The organism is Flaviflexus ciconiae (assembly GCF_003971195.1).
GTDB lineage: Bacteria > Actinomycetota > Actinomycetes > Actinomycetales > Actinomycetaceae > Flaviflexus > Flaviflexus ciconiae.
In genome coordinates this window covers 1657054-1676353 of record NZ_CP034593.1, presented here as the reverse complement: position 1 = coordinate 1676353, position 19300 = coordinate 1657054, and the positions used below count along the sequence as shown (strand labels likewise).

Annotated in this window: 19 protein-coding genes and 1 pseudogene; 13 read left to right on the top strand and 7 right to left on the bottom strand. The window is 61.9% G+C overall.

The window, feature by feature from the left end:
- Positions 1 to 14: 14 nt before the first annotated feature.
- The 6 genes and pseudogenes from EJ997_RS07350 to EJ997_RS07325 all read left to right on the top strand — a co-directional run bounded on the left by EJ997_RS07350 (position 15) and on the right by EJ997_RS07325 (position 5350).
- Positions 15 to 685 (top strand): annotated as a pseudogene (locus EJ997_RS07350) (histidine phosphatase family protein).
- On the top strand, positions 685 to 1227 hold the full coding sequence (locus EJ997_RS07345; protein WP_206501598.1) for a TlpA family protein disulfide reductase: 543 nt from the start codon (positions 685 to 687) through the stop codon (positions 1225 to 1227). Before EJ997_RS07350 ends, EJ997_RS07345 begins: the two are co-directional and overlap by 1 nt.
- The gene (locus tag EJ997_RS07340; RefSeq protein ID WP_126703981.1) at positions 1224 to 1985 is read left to right on the top strand and encodes a cytochrome c biogenesis CcdA family protein; all 762 of its coding nucleotides are present in this window, start codon (positions 1224 to 1226) and stop codon (positions 1983 to 1985) included. The genes EJ997_RS07345 and EJ997_RS07340 overlap by 4 nt, the downstream gene beginning before the upstream one ends.
- A complete protein-coding gene (resB, locus tag EJ997_RS07335) occupies positions 1985 to 3511 on the top strand; it encodes a cytochrome c biogenesis protein ResB (protein ID WP_164719869.1) in 1527 nt (508 codons plus the stop codon). Before EJ997_RS07340 ends, resB begins: the two co-directional genes overlap by 1 nt.
- Entirely contained in the window at positions 3508 to 4413 is a 906-nt protein-coding gene (gene ccsB / locus EJ997_RS07330; protein WP_126703979.1) for a c-type cytochrome biogenesis protein CcsB, read from the top strand. Before resB ends, ccsB begins: the two co-directional genes overlap by 4 nt.
- On the top strand, positions 4400 to 5350 hold the full coding sequence (locus EJ997_RS07325; RefSeq protein ID WP_126703978.1) for a hypothetical protein: 951 nt from the start codon (positions 4400 to 4402) through the stop codon (positions 5348 to 5350). Before ccsB ends, EJ997_RS07325 begins: the two co-directional genes overlap by 14 nt.
- Here EJ997_RS07325 and EJ997_RS07320 read toward each other — a convergent pair.
- Both EJ997_RS07320 and EJ997_RS07315 read right to left on the bottom strand, forming a co-directional pair.
- A complete protein-coding gene (locus EJ997_RS07320; protein WP_126703977.1) occupies positions 5298 to 6431 on the bottom strand; it encodes a hypothetical protein in 1134 nt (377 codons plus the stop codon). The two genes, EJ997_RS07325 and EJ997_RS07320, sit on opposite strands and share 53 nt — an antisense overlap.
- Positions 6406 to 6783: a PLDc N-terminal domain-containing protein gene (locus EJ997_RS07315; RefSeq protein ID WP_126703976.1), complete on the bottom strand. Its 378-nt coding sequence runs from the start codon at positions 6781 to 6783 to the stop codon at positions 6406 to 6408. Before EJ997_RS07315 ends, EJ997_RS07320 begins: the two co-directional genes overlap by 26 nt.
- A gap of 50 nt (positions 6784 to 6833) precedes the next feature.
- On the opposite strand from EJ997_RS07315, the gene EJ997_RS07310 reads away from it, so the two are divergent.
- Entirely contained in the window at positions 6834 to 7229 is a 396-nt protein-coding gene (locus tag EJ997_RS07310) for a DUF4229 domain-containing protein (protein ID WP_164719867.1), read from the top strand.
- Positions 7230 to 7387: 158 nt separating this feature from the next.
- Here the strand turns inward: EJ997_RS07310 and EJ997_RS07305 are convergent, their stop codons facing one another.
- Genes EJ997_RS07305 through EJ997_RS07295 form a run of 3 tightly spaced genes read right to left on the bottom strand, consistent with a single transcriptional unit; the run spans position 7388 to position 10313 of the window.
- A complete protein-coding gene (locus EJ997_RS07305; protein WP_126703974.1) occupies positions 7388 to 8257 on the bottom strand; it encodes a 1,4-dihydroxy-2-naphthoate polyprenyltransferase in 870 nt (289 codons plus the stop codon).
- Positions 8258 to 8259: 2 nt separating this feature from the next.
- Positions 8260 to 9336, bottom strand: coding sequence for an AMP-binding protein (locus EJ997_RS07300; protein WP_126703973.1), 1077 nt, complete (start codon positions 9334 to 9336; stop codon positions 8260 to 8262).
- Positions 9333 to 10313 carry a 1,4-dihydroxy-2-naphthoyl-CoA synthase gene (locus EJ997_RS07295; RefSeq protein ID WP_126703972.1) on the bottom strand — a complete coding sequence of 327 codons (981 nt, stop codon included), beginning with the start codon at positions 10311 to 10313 and terminating at the stop codon, positions 9333 to 9335. Before EJ997_RS07295 ends, EJ997_RS07300 begins: the two co-directional genes overlap by 4 nt.
- A gap of 33 nt (positions 10314 to 10346) precedes the next feature.
- Here EJ997_RS07295 and EJ997_RS07290 point away from each other — a divergent pair, with 33 nt between their 5' ends.
- From EJ997_RS07290 to EJ997_RS07280, 3 genes are all read left to right on the top strand, one after another.
- Positions 10347 to 11336: an o-succinylbenzoate synthase gene (locus tag EJ997_RS07290; protein WP_126703971.1), complete on the top strand. Its 990-nt coding sequence runs from the start codon at positions 10347 to 10349 to the stop codon at positions 11334 to 11336.
- Positions 11333 to 12991 (top strand): 2-succinyl-5-enolpyruvyl-6-hydroxy-3-cyclohexene-1-carboxylic-acid synthase, encoded by a 1659-nt coding sequence (gene menD / locus EJ997_RS07285; protein ID WP_164719865.1) that lies wholly within the window; start codon positions 11333 to 11335, stop codon positions 12989 to 12991. The genes EJ997_RS07290 and menD overlap by 4 nt, the downstream gene beginning before the upstream one ends.
- A gap of 66 nt (positions 12992 to 13057) precedes the next feature.
- On the top strand, positions 13058 to 14803 hold the full coding sequence (locus EJ997_RS07280; protein WP_126703969.1) for a trypsin-like peptidase domain-containing protein: 1746 nt from the start codon (positions 13058 to 13060) through the stop codon (positions 14801 to 14803).
- A 310-nt stretch (positions 14804 to 15113) separates the two neighbouring features.
- Here EJ997_RS07280 and EJ997_RS12905 read toward each other — a convergent pair whose 3' ends face one another.
- Together EJ997_RS12905 and EJ997_RS07275 are read right to left on the bottom strand one after the other, a co-directional pair.
- On the bottom strand, positions 15114 to 15290 hold the full coding sequence (locus EJ997_RS12905) for a hypothetical protein (protein WP_164719863.1): 177 nt from the start codon (positions 15288 to 15290) through the stop codon (positions 15114 to 15116).
- Between the two features lie 174 nt (positions 15291 to 15464).
- Complete coding sequence (locus EJ997_RS07275) at positions 15465 to 16604, bottom strand: isochorismate synthase (protein ID WP_164719861.1); 1140 nt, start codon at positions 16602 to 16604, stop codon at positions 15465 to 15467.
- Between the two features lie 129 nt (positions 16605 to 16733).
- On the opposite strand from EJ997_RS07275, the gene EJ997_RS07270 reads away from it, so the two are divergent.
- The 3 genes from EJ997_RS07270 to EJ997_RS07260 all read left to right on the top strand — a co-directional run bounded on the left by EJ997_RS07270 (position 16734) and on the right by EJ997_RS07260 (position 19300).
- Positions 16734 to 17429 (top strand): demethylmenaquinone methyltransferase, encoded by a 696-nt coding sequence (locus EJ997_RS07270; RefSeq protein ID WP_126703967.1) that lies wholly within the window; start codon positions 16734 to 16736, stop codon positions 17427 to 17429.
- A gap of 124 nt (positions 17430 to 17553) precedes the next feature.
- On the top strand, positions 17554 to 18831 hold the full coding sequence (locus tag EJ997_RS07265; protein WP_407644346.1) for a geranylgeranyl reductase family protein: 1278 nt from the start codon (positions 17554 to 17556) through the stop codon (positions 18829 to 18831).
- A 109-nt stretch (positions 18832 to 18940) separates the two neighbouring features.
- Positions 18941 to 19300 carry an NADH-quinone oxidoreductase subunit A gene (locus EJ997_RS07260; protein ID WP_126703965.1) on the top strand — a complete coding sequence of 120 codons (360 nt, stop codon included), beginning with the start codon at positions 18941 to 18943 and terminating at the stop codon, positions 19298 to 19300.

Sequence of the window (19300 nt, the reverse complement as noted above, 5' to 3'; positions counted from 1 at the left end):
GGCACTGTTGACCTATGGAATTGACGACCATTCACCTCGTACGCCACGGCGAAGTGGACAACCCGACCGGTATTCTTTACGGCCGTAGGCCAGGATTCCACCTCACCGCACTTGGCAAAGCCATGGGAGAAAAGGTTGGAGAGGCCTTCTCCGAAGGACACGATGTCCGCTACGTTGCCTCCTCGCCCTTGAACGGGCCCAGGAAACGGCCCAGCCGACCGCCGATGCGTTTGATCTGCAGATCGCGATCGATGATCGCCTGATCGAGGCCGATAACAAGTTTGAGGGTCTCGCAGTTAATAAGAATCGCTGGGTGCTTGCGCACCCCCGCTACTACTCGTGGTACACGAATCCTTTTGAGCCCTCCTGGGGCGAGCCCTACACGAACGTTGTGCGTCGCATGAGCGGGGCCATCGCTACCGCCCTTGACGCTGCTCGCGGGGGTGAGGGTGTGCTCTTTAGCCACCAGCTGCCGATATGGACGATGAGGCGCTTCGTTGAGAAGAAGTCGCTTGCCCACGATCCGCGCAATCGCCAGTGTGCACTTGCATCGGTTACGTCGCTGACCTTCGCCGATTCCCAGCTCCTGTCGCTCGACTACTGGGAGCCCGCCGCTGAACTCTTAAAGTCAGCAGCCGACATGGTTCCCGGCACCTCGGTGGCTGCCGAGGCGAAGGGAGAGTAGTGCGGAAAGCCAGGATCCTGCCCTTCCTTCTTCTCCCCGTTCTGACGGCCTGTTCGGGAACTCTCGACGCAGGACAGCAATACGAGGGCGGCGACGCCAACTGGGTGATCTGGGAAGAGGCCGAACGAGCTGACGCCGTCTCCGCTTCGGGAACGACCTTCGAGGGCGAAGAGATCAGCCTGGAGGACCTGCGCGGTGAGGTCGTCGTTATTAACACGTGGTACGCGGCCTGTCCGCCATGCCGGGCCGAAGCCGAAGACCTCAATGCGATTGCCGAGGACTACGCCGATGACGTGACTGTCCTGGGCGTGAACGTTCGCGACAATGCGGCAACGGCCCAGGCTTTCGAGCGGTCTTTTGGAACCCCCTACGAATCAATCGATGGTTCCGATGGTCAGTTTGTGGCCGATCTTGAGGGCACGGTTCCGCTCCAGGCGGTCCCCACGACACTGATTCTTGATGCCGAGGGCAGGCCCGCGGCCCGCTACATTGGCCAGATCGATCCCGACATTGTCCGGGGCATGATCGACGACGCTCTATGATGCCGCTGTCCCTGGCCGACTCCTTCGTTAGTGCCGTCACCGGCGGACCCATGCTCCTAGCGCTTGGGGCCGCGCTGGTGGCTGGACTTGTCTCCTTCGCCTCCCCGTGCGTCTTGCCGCTCCTGCCGGGCTACCTTGGCTACTTTTCGTCGCTCGCCCCGGCAACGGCGGAGGGGCAGAAAAGCTGGCGACTTGCGGGGTCGGTAGCGCTGTTTGTGGCGGGATTCTCCGCCGTCTTCGTTCTCCTCGGCGTCGTTTTCTCCGCGGCGGGTGCGCGCTTCACGCAGTATCAGGACACGGTCATGATGATTGCGGGCGCCATCATCATTGTCATGGGCATTGCCTTTATCGGCGGTTTGCCGTTCCTGCAGCGGACGACCAGGTTGAATATTCAGAAGCGGGGCGGCCCGCTCGGAGCTTTCCTGCTCGGTGGCGTGTTTGGTTTGGGGTGGACGCCGTGCATTGGACCCACCCTTGCCGCAGTACTTTCAATGTCTTTCTCGAGTGGAAGCGTTGAGCGCGGAACGATCCTGACGGTCGCCTACTGCATTGGTCTTGGCCTGCCGTTCATCATTGCGGCCCTGACCGTTGATCGCTCAACGAAGATCCTGGGTTGGCTGCGCAGGAACAGCCGGACAGTTCAGATCTTTGGTGGTGTCGCACTGATCCTCGTTGGTCTGCTCATGGTGACCGGCTGGTGGATCGACATTATTAACTGGGTCGCGAATCTTTCGGGTCAGACGGAACTGGTGGTGTGATGGAAACGGTTAGGTCTAATCGAGACACTCAGCCATCGGCTCCCGTTGGGATCGGATGGAAGGGCTGGCTCCGGTGGGGGTGGCGGCAGCTCACATCGATGCGCAACGCGATCATCATGCTGCTACTTCTTGTCATCGCGCTCATCCCCGCATCGATCATTCCGCAGAAGCGCCAAGACCCCGTCCTGGCCGAGCAGTGGATTGAGAAGAACGGGATTTGGGGCACCATCCTCGATGCTCTTGGCTTCTTCAATATCCTCACCGCGCCGTGGTTTGCGGCGATCTACATCCTTCTCTTTATTTCTCTTGTCGGCTGCATCGTGCCCCGGTCGTACACGCTGTACAAGGACATCAAGGCCGGCCCCGGGCGAGTTCCTGCCCGGCTCACGAGGTACGAGAGCTACCGGTCAACGGAAACTGCGCTGTCCGAGGATGAGGCTCTCGAGACGGTGCAGAAGAACCTGCGGGGTTTCCGAACCCGAGTGGGCTCCGGGACGCTCTCGGCACAGAACGGCTACCTGCGGGAGGCCGGCAACCTGATCTTCCACATGTCGCTCCTGGGCCTGCTCATCGTCTTTGGTCTTTCGCAGGCCGTCTCCTACCGTGGCCAGGCCATCATCGTCGAGGGCGGCACCTTCGCGAACTCTGTACTCTCCTACGACACGTTTAACCGCGGGATTCTCGTTGACGAAGAATCCCTACCGCCCTACCGGATTCTTCTGGACGAGATGAGGCCGGAGTTCTACGAGGACGGTGCGCCTTCGGCTTTTGCTGCGGACGTGACGATTTCAGAACACGGCGAGACCCGCACGGAAATCATTCGTCCGAACGAGCCGATCGTCGTTGGGGGAGCGAACGTCTATCTGTCCGGCAACGGCTACGCGCCGCGGATTAGGATCACCGACTCCGACGGCAACGTGGCACTCGATGAGTATGTTATCTTGCCCGATATCACTCAGACCTATATCTCCACCGGTGTCATCAAGGTTCCCGACGTGACGTCCGGTCCGCAGCTCGGTTTCCAGGCGACGCTGTTCCCCACGGCTCAGGAGCAAGATGGTGTCATCATCTCCGTCAATCCCGATGCGCTTAACCCCGTTTTGGTGACAACAACGTGGACGGGCGACCTGGGATTGGATGAAGGGGTTCCCCAGAACGTCTACTTCCTCGACACGGAAAACATGGAGATGGTGACCGAAGCGATCGGGGAAGCCGAGGTCGGCGTTCTGACGACCTCGGCCGTGGGACAGTCTGCCGAGATTCCCGGCGGTTATGGCACGATCGAGTTCGTTGACCTGGCCCGCTTCGCGGCCCTCGACATGCGATACGATCCGACGCTGGGATGGATGCTGGGCTTCGCGGTCCTTGGACTGGCGGGCCTTGCCACCTCGCTTCTCATACCGAGCCGCCGCGTGTGGGTACGGTACGAGAACGGCACGTTGCACGCCGCCGCAATCGGGCGGAAGGGCGACACTGGGCTCGATAGAGTCGTGTCCACTACTCTTGGCCTCAAGGAGGACTCATGAACCTGGAAGAGATCAGCCTGATCCTCGTGTACGGGGCGATGGCGGTGTACACGATTGCGATGATCGCGTTCGGCATCGACCTGACCTCGGCGGACAAGGAAGTAAAGGTCCGTAAGGCCGCCAATATCGGCATGTCGCTCACCGTGCTGGGCTTCGGCTTACATGGCGTTGGAACGGTGCTACGAGGAGTCGCAGGATCCCGTGTCCCGTGGGCCAACATGTACGAGTTCACCCTGACGTTCACGTGCGTGGCGGTCGGTACCTATCTCGTTCTGGCCCGCAAACGCGATCTAAGGGTACTGGGTACCTTCGTCAACGGCCTCGCCGTTCTCTCCCTCGGTATTGCCGTTGCCGTGCTCTATGTGCGCGTGCAAGGCACCCCGCCGATCCTCGACCACTACTGGCTCGTCATCCACGTCTCTACCGCAACCCTAGCCATGGGCCTGTTTGCTTTCGCGGCACTCATGTCGGCCCTCCAGCTGGTCCAGATCCGTAAGGAGGAAATGGAAAAGGCCAAGGCAAAGGCCGTTGCCGCAGGTGATGGTGACACGGTCGTTGACGAGAAGCCGAGTCGGTTGCGCAATCTCCCTGCTGCGAAGGACCTTGAGACGGGCGCTCTGCGCGTCACGGTCGTTGGCTTCCTTCTGTGGACCTTCACTCTAATTGCTGGCGCTATCTGGGCCGAGCACGCCTGGGGCCGTCCCTGGAACTGGGATCCGAAGGAAACCATGTCGCTGGTCGTTTGGGGCTTCTACGCGGCCTACCTGCATGCTCGCACCACCCGTGGCTGGGAAGGTAAGCGCGCCGCCTGGCTCAACCTCATCGGCATTGCGGGTCTCATGGTGAACTACTACGTCATCAACTTCTTCGTCGACTCCCTGCATTCTTATGCGGGGCTCTAGGCTCGTTGCCCTAGCAGCCGCCACCGCTCTCCTCGGAGCCTGCGGCTCCGGCGACGACCTTAAGTCCCGCTGGCTGGTCCTCCCGGAACCTCCCGCGACCCTGACGAATGCGGGGCTGGGAAGCCCCGAGATCCAAGATATCGACCTTCTAAACCTCGACTTTGTCATCCGGGGTATCCAGTTCCTCGAGTCCTTCGATAAGGATGTGTTCCCCGAGAGAAGCTTTGCCGCTGCTATCACGCCCGAGGGCGGTTACCGGATCGAGTTCCGGGAAGGGAGCGCAACTGTCGAGCTTGGCGAGGAAGCCGTCACCGAGGGCGTCGCAAACGTCGACCTGTCCTTTACCGCTGACGATGTGTACTACTCGGATGCGAATGCTGACGGTGTTCAAGACGCCATGATCGTCCTCGATCAGACGGTCTCCTACTACTCCTCGGAAGAGGATAGAGGCTCCGACCCCGTCCGTGAAGTGACCGGTACCGGTCTGCTTATTCTCGGCTACGAGGACGGCGGCATCCGTACCGCCTTTTATGTGAACCCCGGTCCCATCACTGACGTATCGGCAATCGATGCTGGCTTTTCAGTCACCTCGAGCGATGGTCGACTTTCTGACACGATCGAGATCGGTATGCCGGACGGGGTACCCGTCAGAGTTGATGAGTTCGGGGGCGCGCTGCAGTGCACGCAGTCGATTGATGAGATCCGGGAAGCGATGAAGCAGGACCCGATCGAGGTCGAGTCCCTCAATCCTTATCCCGGTGTCGGTGAAACTCCCGGATATGAAGAGTTTGCGCTCTTTGAACTTCCGCCGGATGAGCATGAAACAAACACTCTGCTGGTTTCAGGTTACCAGCAGGTTGTGTTCCTGCTCGATGGTGGGGACGTTAACCTCTGGACCGATTGGCGCTGTGGTTGGGTGCCGCAGTCTGAGCTGTAACGTTTCCACCGACCATGAGCCGTGCCAGCCGGTCGATAACGCATCCGATAGCCCCCATGATCGCAATGTTGAAGGGCGATAGGAGAAGCATCGCAGACAGCCGGGAGGTATCAGCCCCCACCCGGATGTAACCGGAGAACCAGCTGCCCGCCACGAGCGATACTGCCGTGATGACTGCGAAGGCGCACGGTAGCGCCCACTTAGATTGTGATAGGCATTCCCTGCGCCACGCCAGGGTTGCGAAGATGATGGCGACGGCGCCCAGGGGCAGGCAGATGATGGTCCACGGGCCCTCGGAAGCCGCGATGATCAGGTCCGTTCCCGATGTGCTTGGGCCGCCGAGAGGTGCAAGGTCGAGTTGCCACGTGAGCAGGCCGCCATGAATACCTACCCATATTGCTGCCGCCATGTTCCCAAGCAGAAGCCATGCGGACGAGCCCCAGTCGAAAGACACGGTCATGACAATGCAGACGACAATCGCGACGGGCATGCCGGTCGCCAGCGCATACCTCATGGTGAACATCCAGGCGGGCCGCCTGTGATCTGTGGAGTTCCTTCCGGCCGCGGAGAAGACCGTGCCGACCAGGAGCGCACCGGCCGCGAGAATGAAGACGTTGGACGTCAGGGATGCTCGGGAACTGTCGGGATTGAGGAGCGACGCGGCGAACCAGGCAAGTACGCAGCACACGAGAAGCACCATGCCGGAGCAGGCGCCGGCAACGATCCTGTCGGCGGTGTCCGGCAGTGGCTGAGATAGTTCCGAGGCTCGGTGGACCTTGTACAGAATGAATGCGGCAAGGGCGGTGAAGAGAAGCGGGACAATAACAAAAGTAAATCCCACCGTCCCAAGCGTGAGGCTGATCTCGCCCGCCGGCAAGCCACCGAAAGCCCCGAGGGTCAGGAGCAGAGCCCCGAGGAAGAACGGGATGGATTGGCCGGTAGCTTCGGAAACAGCGGGGATTGTGCCCGCGATCAGGGAGCAGGCGATTGAGGCTCCGAGAACGGCAAGAAAGGCCGCGACCGGAGCACCGATCACGGCCTTCGCATCGAGCCGATCATGAGGAGGATGAGTCGCTGTCATCCTCGTGATCTCTCAGTTTCTTGTCGTACTGGGCGCGACGAAGCTCTTCTTCGAGTTCTCGCAGGAAGTCGGGATCATCATCGGGAGCCATTGGCCCCGGGCGGGGTCCCTGGTCGCGGGAGAGCGGGCCGAGAAAGTCGGGTCCGCCGCGACGCGGATTGTTCTTGGAGTTCGTCACGTAGTTGGCGACGAGGAAAATGATGGAGCCGATAACGGGAGGGAGGATCGTGAAGATCACCCAGACCCACTTGTTGATGCCGGCTGGGCTCTTCTTGGGATCCATCCGGACCGCAACGATGAATGCGTAGACCACTATGGCTACGAGGAGAAGTACGGCGATCAGTCTTGGCACCCTCCCAGCATAGGCGATGTACCTGGTCAGGGTCACGGTAGGCTTGAGTGGTGAGCATCCTGAAATACACCGCGATCCGTATCGTCCTGATCGCCGGCTTCGCCGGAGTCTTCTATCTCTTGGGCATGCGGTCCTATCTTTTGGCCTTTGTCGCAATCATTTGCGGAGCGATGGCAGGCTTCATCTTCTTCCCCCGTCAAGGCCAGGAAGCCGCCGGAAGCGTTGAGTCCCTCGTCTCCAAACGGGAACACGAGCCCGCTAAGAAGCCCGCCTCCGGGCCGTCCGATGAGGACATTGAGGACGAGATTATCCACGAAACGACGGGCCGCGAATCAAGATCCGCAGAGGTAGTTAATCCTGAGCCTACGGGCACCGCAGAAGCAGGTACCCAGATGCCGGAAGGTGACGCAGCAACCGAGACGCAGGAACGGCCCGAACAGCGCTAATGCGAAGACGTCTCGGTGGAGCGCCGGGACGGCTGCTCTCATTGGCTCGTTTGATAGCGGGCTGGATCTGCCTGGATCACCTGACAGGCACCAGAAGCTGCCCGCCCACCTATATTGGCCCGTCCAGTTACGCTGGCTTGGCCATGTGAAGGTCTGGTCTAGATCGCGAGGCCGATGAGCAGGGTGATGCCGTAGCCGAGCTCAATGAGACCAGTGTCGCGGAGGACGAGGATCAGGTCGCGTCCGTTTGCTCCTCCGAGAACCCGCTTTGCCTGGAGAGCAATGACGGGCAGGAGCAGGAGCGAGAGTAGCGCCCAGGGGGCTTCGATAGCCATGATGCATGCCAGGAGCATCGGGATGATGAGCATGGTGACGAATGCGAGGCGCGCTGCCCTGTCTCCCATGCGCACCGCGAGCGTGTGCTTACCGACGAGGGAGTCGGTGGGGATGTCGCGGATGTTGTTGATCATGAGAAGCGCGCAAGCAATGAAACCAACGCCAACCGCACCGAGCCAGGATGATGCTGGTAGCTGACCTGCCTGGGTCCAGGTTGTGCCAAGGGTTGCCATGAGCCCAAAGAAAATGAAGACGAAGACTTCGCCGAGCCCCATGTACCCGTAGGGCTTGTCGCCGCCCGTGTAGAACCAGGCTGCGATAACGGCGGCCACACCGGCCGCAAGGAGCCACCAGGCTCCCGAGAGAGCGATGAGGACGAGTCCGAGGAGGCAGCCAAGGCCGAAGCTGGCAAATGCCGCCACCTTGACGATCCCGGGGGAGACCATGCCGCCACCGGTGAGCCGGGGTGGGCCCGTGCGTACGTCGTCGGTTCCGCGAATACCGTCGGAGTAGTCGTTTGCGAAGTTCACGCCGATCTGGAAGGCAAGGGCAACGCCGCCCGCGAGTAGGGCGCGGGGGATTGAACCTGAACCGACCTGGTAGGCGGCTCCCGTGCCGATAAGGACGGGGGCGACTGCGGCAGGCAGGGTTCTTACCCTGGCTCCTTCGAGCCAGTCCTTGAGCGTTGCCACGACTATCCCTTCTGAAGAATCTGCGCGAGTGTGCGCCGGTCTATTTTACCGGAGTCTTTCAGGGGAAAGGCGTCGAGGCCCAGTTCAGCAAGGGAGATCACGTCCTTCGGGGCGTATTCCACCCCGAGTTTCTCCTTCGCCGCGGAGCGTAGCTCCTTCGTGTTCATGGATGCTTCGGTGACGAGAACCAGCTTTTCTCCCCATTCGGGGTCGGGAATTCCGGAGGCGATTGAAGCCTGGCCGAACAGGGAAGCAACGAGGTCTTCGAGGAGGGTCGGCATGATTGTCATCCCGCCGGTTGTGATCGCGTCGTCAATGCGCCCCAGGATCGTGAGCCGGTCGGTGATCCGCCCGGCGTCGTTCGTCACGAACCTGCCATTGAACGCGGGTCCGCCGACGTAGCCGAGGGCCACGACGGGGCTTTCGATGATGATGCGGCCGTCTTCGATCGCGAGTCCCGTATTACCGATTGGGAGCCCGTCATACACGCAACCGCCGCATGTTTCCGTCATGCCGTATGTCGTCACCAGGTTGAGACCAGCTGCCCTTCCCTCGTCGAGAAGCGACCCGGGAGTGGCTTGACCGCCAACGAGAATCGCGTCGACCTTGCGGAGCTGCTCGGTGACCGTTCTGTCGCGCAAGGCTCTGCGTAGCTGCGTGGGTACCAGCGACAGGTAGGTCCTGCCCTCGGGCAGGGGATCGCCAAGCTGGTAGGGGTGCGGCGACAGGCCCTCAATGACGGACCGGAGAACCGTTTGTAGGCCGGCCACGTGATGTACGGGCAGAGACGCTAGCCAGCGGCCGGGGCCGCCGAGCGACCGGTTGGTGGCTTCTGCTGAGGCAATGATGGACTCCCAGGGGAGTTCAACGAGCTTGCCGGTGCCCGTGGTGGAGCCGGAGGTGCGCAAAATAAAGGCAGTGCCGAGCCGAGGGTTGACGTCTTCGACGTTCTCTGCGCCCGGCTCAACCAGGAGGATCGGTTCCGGGTTTTCACCGGACCGATGGGTGGAAAGGGAGTGCGCCGCCGCGTGCGCGAGGCGCTCAATACTGTCGGGGTCCGTCCCGCCTTCAAGGATCATGCGTAGTACGGGAAGTCAGACCAGTTCGGTTCGCGTTTCTCAAGGAACGCATCCCGGCCCTCTGCCGCTTCGGTTGTCATGTAGGCGAGGCGGGTTGCCTCACCGGCGAACACCTGCTGACCGGCAATGCCATCGTCCGGCAAGTTGAACGCGAACTTCAGCATGCGAATCGCCTGAGGCGACTTCGTGAGGACGATCTGGGCATACTCCCAGGCCTTCTCCTCCAGCTCACTGTGCGGCACGGCCTCGTTGACCACACCCCATGCGGCCGCGTCCTCGGCGGAGTATTCGCGGGCCAGGAAGAAGATCTCGCGGGCGCGCTTATCACCTGTCTGACGTGCGAGCAGGGCTGAACCGTAGCCAGCATCAAAAGAACCCACGTTGGCATCCGTCTGCTTGAACTTGCCGTGCTCAATCGACGCAATCGACAGGTCGCACACGACGTTGAGGGAGTGGCCGCCACCCGCCGCCCATCCCGATACCGCGGCAATAACAACCTTCGGCATCGTCCGGATGAGGCGCTGCACCTCAAGAATGTGGAGCCTTCCGGCCCGCTCCGGGTTGATCGTGTCGCGCGTCTTCGCATGTTCATCCGATGTCTCACCGCCGTCGTAACGGTAGCCATCGTTACCGCGGATCCGCTGGTCACCACCGGAGCAGAACGCCCACCCGCCGTCCTTGGCAGAAGGGCCGTTGCCCGTCAGGATGATCGCACCAACGTCGGGGGTGAGCCGGGCGTGGTCGAGTGCCCGGTACAGTTCATCGACCGTCTCGGGACGGAACGCGTTACGGACCTCGGGACGATCAAAAGCAATACGGACGATCGGCAGATCCCGCTCGCTCGTGATCGTGTTGCCGTCGGAGCTCCGCTCGACTCCGCGATGGTAGGTGATATCGGTGAACTCGAATCCTTCAACGAGACGCCACTTAGTGGGATCAAACGTCTCGGATACGGACACGGGAAGTGAAAGCGTCATGGCGCTATTGTGCCACTTCGCTACGCTTACACCATGCGAGCTACCAGCTTCCCCCTCCCGCACCGGGCCTACTCCACCCCGCTGACGACCCGGTTCCGACGCCTCGACACCCGCGACGGCCTCCTCATTGAAGGCCCGGCGGGCTGGGCGGAGGTCTCTCCCTTCTGGGACTACGGCATCCCAGAATCCTCGAATTGGTTGGCCGCGGCCCTCGAAGCCGCCTGCCTGCCCTACCCGAACCCCCTGAGAGATTCCGTTCCCGTCAACGTCACGGTTCCCGCCACAACACCCGAGCGAGCGCGCGAAATCATCGCCCGCAGGGGCGGTTGCAACACCGCCAAGGTCAAGGTCGCAGAAACAGGCCAGAGCCTCGACGATGACCTCAATAGGGTTGCGGCCGTACGAGAATCCTTTGATGGCAAGATCCGAATCGATGCGAACGCCGCCTGGACCACCGAGCAGGCCATCGAGGCACTGCCACTTCTGGACAAGGCCGCCCGCGGTCTCGAATACGCAGAGCAACCCGTCGCGTCCGTGGATGATCTCGCACGGGTCCGCAGGGCCGTCAACGTTCCCATCGCTGCCGATGAGTCGATCCGCCGCGCGGAAGACCCCTACGAGGTGGCCCGTCAGGAAGCGGCCGACCTCATCATCGTCAAAGTGCAGCCTCTCGGCGGTGTGCGAGCCTGCCTGAAACTCGCAGAGGAGATCGGTATGAGGGTGGTGGTGTCCTCCGCCCTCGAATCCTCCATCGGTATCGCATCGGGCGTTGCGCTCGCGGCATCCCTCCCCGCGCTCGATCATGCCTGTGGCCTCGCCACCGTTCAGCTGTTCCAGCGGGACGTTGCTTCCGACAGCCTCCTCCCAGATGATGGGAGCCTGCCGGTGAGGAGAGCTGTTCCCGATGCTCTGGAGCCCGCGCCAACCGACGTGGAGGAACGCTGGGCTAAGCGGCTTGAGCTCATGTGGCAGTACCTGAAGGACACGAGAGATGTCTCGGCTCTCACGGGAGGAGCCCTGTGAGCTCCCAAGAATCCGCACAGCTTGTTCTTTCTCGCCTCGTCGCCCTCGGCATCGAGCACGTCGTTCTCTGTCCCGGGTCACGATCAGCGCCGTTGGCGTATGGACTTGCCGAACTGGAACGAGCCGGAGCCATCACACTCCACGTCGAAACCGATGAGCGCGTCGCCGCATTTGTTGCTCTCGGTATTGGCCGAGCAAGCGGAATTCCTGCGCCCGTTGTCACGACCTCCGGATCCGCGGTGGCCAACCTCCACCCGGCGGCCGTCGAGGCCTACCATTCCGGCGTCCCCTTCATAGCACTCACAGCCGACCGGCCGGAGTGGATGCGGGGGAGCGGGGCCAACCAGACAACGAACCAGGTCGGTATTCTTGGCCCGAACCTTGTAGGTCAGGCCGATCTGACGGCCGAGCAGATCATTGCCGACCCCGAGCAAATCGGCAGGCTCGTCGGTCTGTCGTGGAACGGTCCCGTTCACATCAACGTCTCGTTCGAAAACCCTCTCAACCCCGAGGGGGCCGTCTTCGATGCGATCCCAACCAGGGGGGCGTTCAACGGCGACGTCCGTGCGCTCGAGGCGCGAGCAAGCAATCGGACAAGCGTGAGTGGGCAGGGTATCGAGCCCGAGCGTCTTGATGATCGCTCCACCGTGATCGTGGCAGGTCCGGGAACGCCGTACGCCGAAATACTGGGCAGGGCCGGGGCAGGGACAGTTCCGATCATTGCGGAACCCGCCTGCGGTGAACGCAACCTCGCAGAGGCCGTTCCGGCGGGACGAATTCTTGCCGACGTTTTCGCCAACGACATCGAGCGCGTCATTGTCGTCGGGCACCCGACTCTTTCCCGCCCCGTCACACAGCTGATCTCCCGCTCCGACATCGAGGTCATTACCGTCGCTAACGACCCGGTCCCGACGGACCCAGGCAGGGTTGGCCGGGTCGTGGAGGTTATGCCCGAGATAGCTCCCCAGCCGCGGTGGCTGGCTCGCTGGCAACGGGCGGGGGAGGCCGCCTGGAAGGCGGGCAGGGACCTGCTTGGCAATGACCTGGACGCTTTGGGAGCCGCCGCCGTGATCGCCGATGCTCCGGGGCAGTGGTTCCTCGGTGCCTCGAACGTTATTCGGGATGTTGACCTGCTGGCAGGTCACCCCGATGCTGTTTTCCATGCCAACCGCGGGCTTGCTGGCATCGACGGAACGATGTCGACCACCCGGGGCATGGCAAAAATTCTGGGGCCCATGAAGGTCGCGGTTGGCGACCTCACCTTTATCCACGACCTTGGTGGGCTCGTGCTCACCCGCGGACAGGACGAACCCGCGGCCGACATTGTGGTTATCGACGATTCGGGTGGCGGGATCTTCGCCACCCTCGAGCACGGACAGGACCGCTACGCGGATACGTTCGAACGCGTCTTCCGCACCGCTAAATCCCTCGATATCCCTGGTGCGGCTCGTGCCTTTGGTTGGGAAGCGGTCGAGGTAACCGACCGGCAGCACCTTACCGAGGTCCTTGCGCTACCGCCCGCTGGCAGGGTCATTCGCGTTGCCTGCGAGCGACCGGTCACTGAGGTTCGAGCAAAACGGACAGAACTGGCGCGGGCCATGGCTTTTGAGGCGGCAAAGGCGGCCGGTGGCCCAGAGTCTGTTCAGACTCCCTGAAGCGATTTAGCAGAACCGCGCGTTTAACTAGGGCAGTATCAAGACCAACAGAAGGGAATCGGAACTGTGAGCGAGAACGACAACGGGCGGTGGAATACGAGCGGATGGCTCGGCGAGGGATCGGGCGGGCAGCAGCCGCGGAGCGAAGCAAGCCCCGACAAACCACAGGCCCCGTCGGACGCGCCGCATACCGATGATGACACTCGGCGCTTCGCCCCGAAGCCGGATCATGCCGACCGGGCAACGCCCTTGGCTCCGGCAACCGGCGCGGATCCCCAGCAGCGCACGTCCTGGCAGCCCGGCGAACGATCCGGCGGATATACCGCACGGTCGGCAAACAACTTGGCATCGGCCCACGGTTTTCAAGCTGATTCAGCTCAGGGGGTGCAGGGCCAGGGGCATCGCCCGGTTGGCCCGTCCACCCAGGGTGGTGCGCTACCGATGTCAGCTCCTGCTTCGCGCCTCGGCGGTGACAGGGCGGGTTCCGTCCCGCAGACCGGTCAGGCACACGCTGGACTGGCGCCGATGAGCAACTCGACGCCCCACGCTGGATCCGCGCCGGGTGCTGGTCGACCCCAGGGAGCGCACTACGGGGCACCGCGCGGCACGAACGCTCGGTATGTCGGGATGTCGGGTCCCGCTCCGGCTGGCCCATTGGGTCCGAACGGTCCCACCGGAAACGGCTACGGCCCGTCCTACGGTCAGGGTTCCTGGAATGAACCACCGAAGCGGAAGGCAAAGAGGGGAGTGGCGGGAACCGCCGCCCTTGCGCTTGTCGCTGGCCTCATTGGCGGTGCGGGTGGCGCCGGACTTTTCTATGGACTGTCCGAGCCGCACGAATCAACGAGCGCGACGTCTGAACCGACGACTGAGATCCGGACCGTAGCGTCGGACAATGGCGTGAACTGGTCCCAGGTTGCGCAAGAAGTGCAGCCCTCGGTCGTGGCCATTGACGTCATGACGTCCACCTCAGGATCGACCGGGTCCGGTGTCATTATCGACGCCGACGGCCACATCGTGACGAATCATCACGTCATTGCCGGAGCTAGGCAGATCCAGGTGACCCTCTCCAACGGTCAGATCATTCCGGCTGAGGTTATTGGATCCGATGCCTCAACGGATCTTGCCGTGCTCCAGCTAGAGACGGTTCCCGATGACATCACTCCCGCAACGCTTGGATCCTCCGAGGATCTGATCGTGGGCGAACCCGTTGTTGCTATCGGTAACCCGCTGGGTCTTTCTTCGACGGTCACCACCGGCATCATTTCCGCACTCGATCGACCCGTTGTTACCCGCGAGGACGATACGTCCGAGCAGGTTGTTACCAACGCAATCCAGATCGATGCTGCGATCAACCCCGGCAACTCCGGTGGCCCGCTGTTCAACGCCTCCGGTGAGGTGATCGGCATTAACTCTTCGATTGCTTCCCTCACCTCGAGTGACGGCGGCAGTGCCGGGTCGATTGGCCTTGGCTTCGCCATCCCCGTCGACCTGGTAACCCGGGTTGTTGATGACCTCATGGATGATGGCACGGTCGATCACGCCTTCATTGGTGTGACCACGGTGTCCGAGGCAGTGTCCACCGAGACCGGAACCCGCGTGGGTGCCCGAATCGTTGAGGTCTCGCCAGGATCTCCCGCAGAGCAGTATGGACTGTCATCAGGCGACGCGATTCTGTCGATCAACGGCGACCAGCTCGCCTCCAACACCGCCCTGACCGGCTACGTCCGCCAGTACGCCCCGGCGAGACCATCGCCCTCGAGGTGTACCGCGATGGAAGCACGGACACGATCGACCTCGTTCTGGGTATGAGGGAATAGCCGGACGGGGGAGGAGCAAACCCGGAAGGGGGAGTAGCAAACCCGCCCGCGGGAGTAGCGAAACCCGCTAGCTAGCAAGTGGATGGCAAACCGGCTAGGCCCGCGCCCATTGCTTCAACAGACCGGGCCCATTGCTTCAACAGAAGAGACCACCCCGATACCTACCGGGAAGACGTCATAGCCAAAAGGGAAGCCCCGCGCATGATCATTCAGATCTAGGCGCGGGGCTTCCTGCGTTCCGACATGAGTGTCGGAAACACGGGCTGATTTCCCTACCGGACTACGGGGATGGGAGGTGGGCGTCAGAAAACGAACACGAAGAAGGCGACGAGGGCAGCGATGGCGATGATGGTGCCAATGCCGATTGTGAGTTTGCGACGCTTCTCCTGCTTCTTCCGCTTCTCCTGCCGAATCTTGGCATTGCGGGCGGCGGCCTCGGACTGGCGGGCGGAACGCGCGGGCTTCTCGGTCATCATCATTGTCCTAACGTCTGTCGGGCCGGATAAGCACGAGTCTGGCGGGTGCCATACCGGGTTCAGCGAGCATCGTTGCCCACCGGAGGTGTCAAAGAAATAATAGCGAGGAAAGGTTTCCGATTGAACCGACCGGCCGCCCCGGTTGCGTGGGCTCTGTCGAGCACCGTGAAGCTCTCGCTATTCGAAGGCTTTGAGGATCGCGGAGAACTTCGCTTCGGTTTCGGCGAGTTCCTGCTGGGGGACGGAGCGTTCCATGATGCCGCCGCCGGCGAAGGCACGGGCGCGGTGGGGATCGTTCTGATCCAGCTGTGCACATCGCAGGGCGAGCGCCCAGTCGCTGTTACCGGACGAATCCATCCAGCCCACGGGTGCCGCGTAGCGGCCCCGGTCGAGGGCCTCGATCCGGTCGATGACCTCGAGGGCCGTATCGGTGGGGGTGCCACCGACTGCCGCGGTGGGATGCATGGCACCGGCTGCGGTCAGCCCCGTCCAACCCGCTGCTAAGTCAGCTTCGAAATCTGTTGCGAGGTGAACGACGTTGGGCAGATGCAGGATGGTGGGGCCGTTGGCACGGACCGGGCCGGAGGCCTGAATGTCGAGTGCGTGGAGGACCGAGTCGGAAGCGTAACGGTGCTCGGCAATGTCCTTCGCGGAAGAGCGGAGCGCATATTCTGCCGCTTCTTGCCCCTGCGTGGTGGGCCAGGATCCTGCGAGGACGCGGGTGGTGAGGTGGCCGTCGCGAACGGAGGCCAACATTTCGGGCGTTGCTCCGATCATTCCCGAAACCAGGTAGGTCCATGTGGAGGGGAAGGCCCGGGTCAGCTTGGCGACGAGGAGTCTCTCGTCCATGGGGAATTCGGAAACGATGTCGATGTCGCGGGCCAGCACGACCTTTTTTGCTTCTCCACGGGCCAGAAGTTCAACGGTTTCCGCGACCGCCGAGGTGAAACCATCCTCATCCAGGTGCCCCGCCGACCAGTCGACGTGTCCGAAATCACCGATTGGCTCAATGGGCTCGGCTGTGATATTGGAGTTTTGGTCCGTCGAAATTACTGTTTCCCAGGCACCGTCGCTGTCCCAGCCAAGAATCCTCTGTGGGATTGTCACGGTCGAAATGTCGGCGGAGGTGTCCGAGAAAGAAAAGGTTCCAAACGCCGTGAGGCCGGTGCCGGGGCGGGCCACCGGATCGTCGATGATGGCGGCGGCAATGATGTCATCGAACCAGCGCTGAGCCGCAGTAAAGCGGTCGGGCCCTTCAAATGTACCGACCGCGGCCTCTCCCCATCCGACCATGCCGCCCGTGGCTGTGACCCACATGAGGTTCTTTCGGGGATGCGGGATATCCCCGGGGCTCGGCCGGGAAGCGGCCTGCCGCGTGAATGCGAAAAGTCGGGTTAGGTCGGACACAAGCAAAAAGCATACTTGGTATGGGTCCATAATGGAGATATGAGTCGAGCCACCCTGAAGAAAGACCCGCGCGATGTGGCGGGTATGTTCGATGATGTCGCCAAGCGTTACGACATCACCAATACCGTTCTGTCCATGGGGCAGGTGTACGTATGGCGGGCGGCTGTCCGCGAGGCCCTGCGGATTACCACCGGTATGAAGATCCTTGATATTGCGGCCGGAACCGGCACGTCCACCGAGGTGTACAAGAATGCTGGGGCGGAGACCGTTGCGCTCGACTTCTCGATCGGCATGGTCACCGTCGGTAAGCAGCGCCAGCCCGATATGGACTTCATTGCCGGCGATGCGACAGCCCTGCCCTTTGCGGACGGTACGTTTGATGCGGTGACCATCTCGTACGGCCTGCGTAACGTCAATGACCCGGATCTGGCCCTGCGGGAGATGCTTCGCATTGTTCGCCCCGGTGGCACCCTGGTTGTCAACGAGTTCTCGACGCCCACGTGGAAACCGTTCCGAGCGCTCTATAACTTCTACCTCGGCACGGCCCTGCCGACGCTTTCTACGCTTGTGTCCTCGGATTCTGAGGCCTACGACTACCTCGCGGAATCGATTCTCGACTGGCCGAGCCAGGAGGCGTTTGCGAAGCGCGTCCAGGAGGCCGGTTGGCGAAATGTTGAATACCGAAACCTCTCCGGAGGAATCGTTGCCCTGCACAGGGCTACGAAGCCCGAATGAGTGGCCGCAGTGACCAAACGAATTTAACAACGTTTGCCTTTGGTAAATAACCACATTTACTAATGGATAAATGGGATAAATCCGCTGATAGGATGACGCGGATAGTGAAAGGAAAAGCGTGGCTATAGATAGGCTCAGCGGTGATGCAGACGTCATCGTTGTAGGCGCCGGACCAGGCGGCTCAGCTACCGCTCACTATTTGGCACAGACGGGCCTGCGTGTACTGCTTCTGGAGAAAGGCACGTTCCCGAGAGACAAGATCTGCGGCGACGGGCTTACCCCGCGTGCAGTCGCGGAAATCATCCGCATGGGAATCAACACCGACGGCTGGATCCGCAACTACTCTCTCGTTGCCCACGGCGGCGGCCACCGAATTGAAGTTCCGTGGCCCGAGCTGAACTCCATGCCCTCCTACGGCATGGCACGGGCGCGTGGCGACCTCGACCACGACCTCGCGAAGAAGGCAGTCGAGTCGGGTGCGGACCTGCGCGAGGGCATGACCGTCACGGGGCCAATTACTCATGAGCGTTCCGGCCGGATTATCGGCGTTGAGGCGCGCCCCAAGGGGGCTGACCGCAAGGCCCCGCCGCAGCGTTTTCTTGCCCCGATCGTCGTGGATGCTGGCGGTGTTTCCGCACGGCTTGCAACCTCGATGGGTCGCGAAAAGATCTTTAACAGGCCCATGGGCGTGGCAACGCGGACGTACTTCAGGTCGCCGCGCGCCGATGAGCCAATCATGGAATCCCACCTCGAGCTGTGGGATGGGGAGCCCGGTAAGTCGAACCTCATGCCCGGCTACGGCTGGGTGTTCCCGCTGGGCGACGGTCTCGTCAACGTGGGCCTCGGTTCGCTGTCCTCGACGGCCAAGCCCACCGGCATTGACTACCGCAAGCTGTTCGACACGTGGATGCAGAACGTTCCTGAGGAATGGGGCTTCACGAAGGAGAACCAGGTTGGCCAGGTCAGGGGAGCGGCGCTTCCGATGGCGTTTAACCGCAAGCCGCATTACGAATCGGGCCTTCTGCTCGTTGGCGATGCTGGCGGCATGGTTTCCCCGTTCAACGGCGAAGGCATTGCATACGCGATGCAGTCCGGCCGCCTCGCAGCGGACTTTATTGCACAGGCGCTGTCGCGCCGCTCGCTCGGCCAGCAGGACCGCGTGCTCCACCAGTACAGCGCGGAGCTCCGGGAGGAGCTTGGCGGCTACTACTCGCTCGGACGTATCTTCGCTACCCTGATCGAGCGCCCGGAGATCATGCACCTCTGCGTCCACTACGGACTGCCGAGGCCGACCCTCATGAGGCTCGTCATGAAGCTCCTCTCGGACGGTTATGACCGCCGCGATGGGGACTGGATGGACAAGCTCATCACGACTCTCACGAAGGTGGTGCCGTCCGCATGATGCTGTTGACCTGCGGCAGCGCCACAAGCGTGAAAAATACCGACTACCCTGGAAGTGTGAATCAAGCGGGCCTCAGGGCTTCGCGGGTTGCTTGCTCAATGGAGGCGAAATGAACCCCTATACCCCAATACTCCTAATGATTGTGGTGGCGCTCGTCGTGGCCGTCGGTGGCCTCGTCGGAACTGGCCTGCTCGGCCCGAAACGCTATAACCGCGTCAAACTCTCAAACTACGAGTGCGGAGTCGAAGCAACCCCGAACGCCGGCACCGCCGGACGGTTCCCCATCAAGTACTACCTGACCGCGATGACGTTCATCATCTTCGACATCGAAGTGGTGTTCCTCTACCCCTGGGCGGTCTCGTTCGAGAAACTCGGAGCTTTCGGGCTCATTGCAGTTCTGACATTCATTTTCCTGATCACCGTGCCCTTCGTCTACGAGTGGCGCCGCGGTGGCCTGGAGTGGGACTGA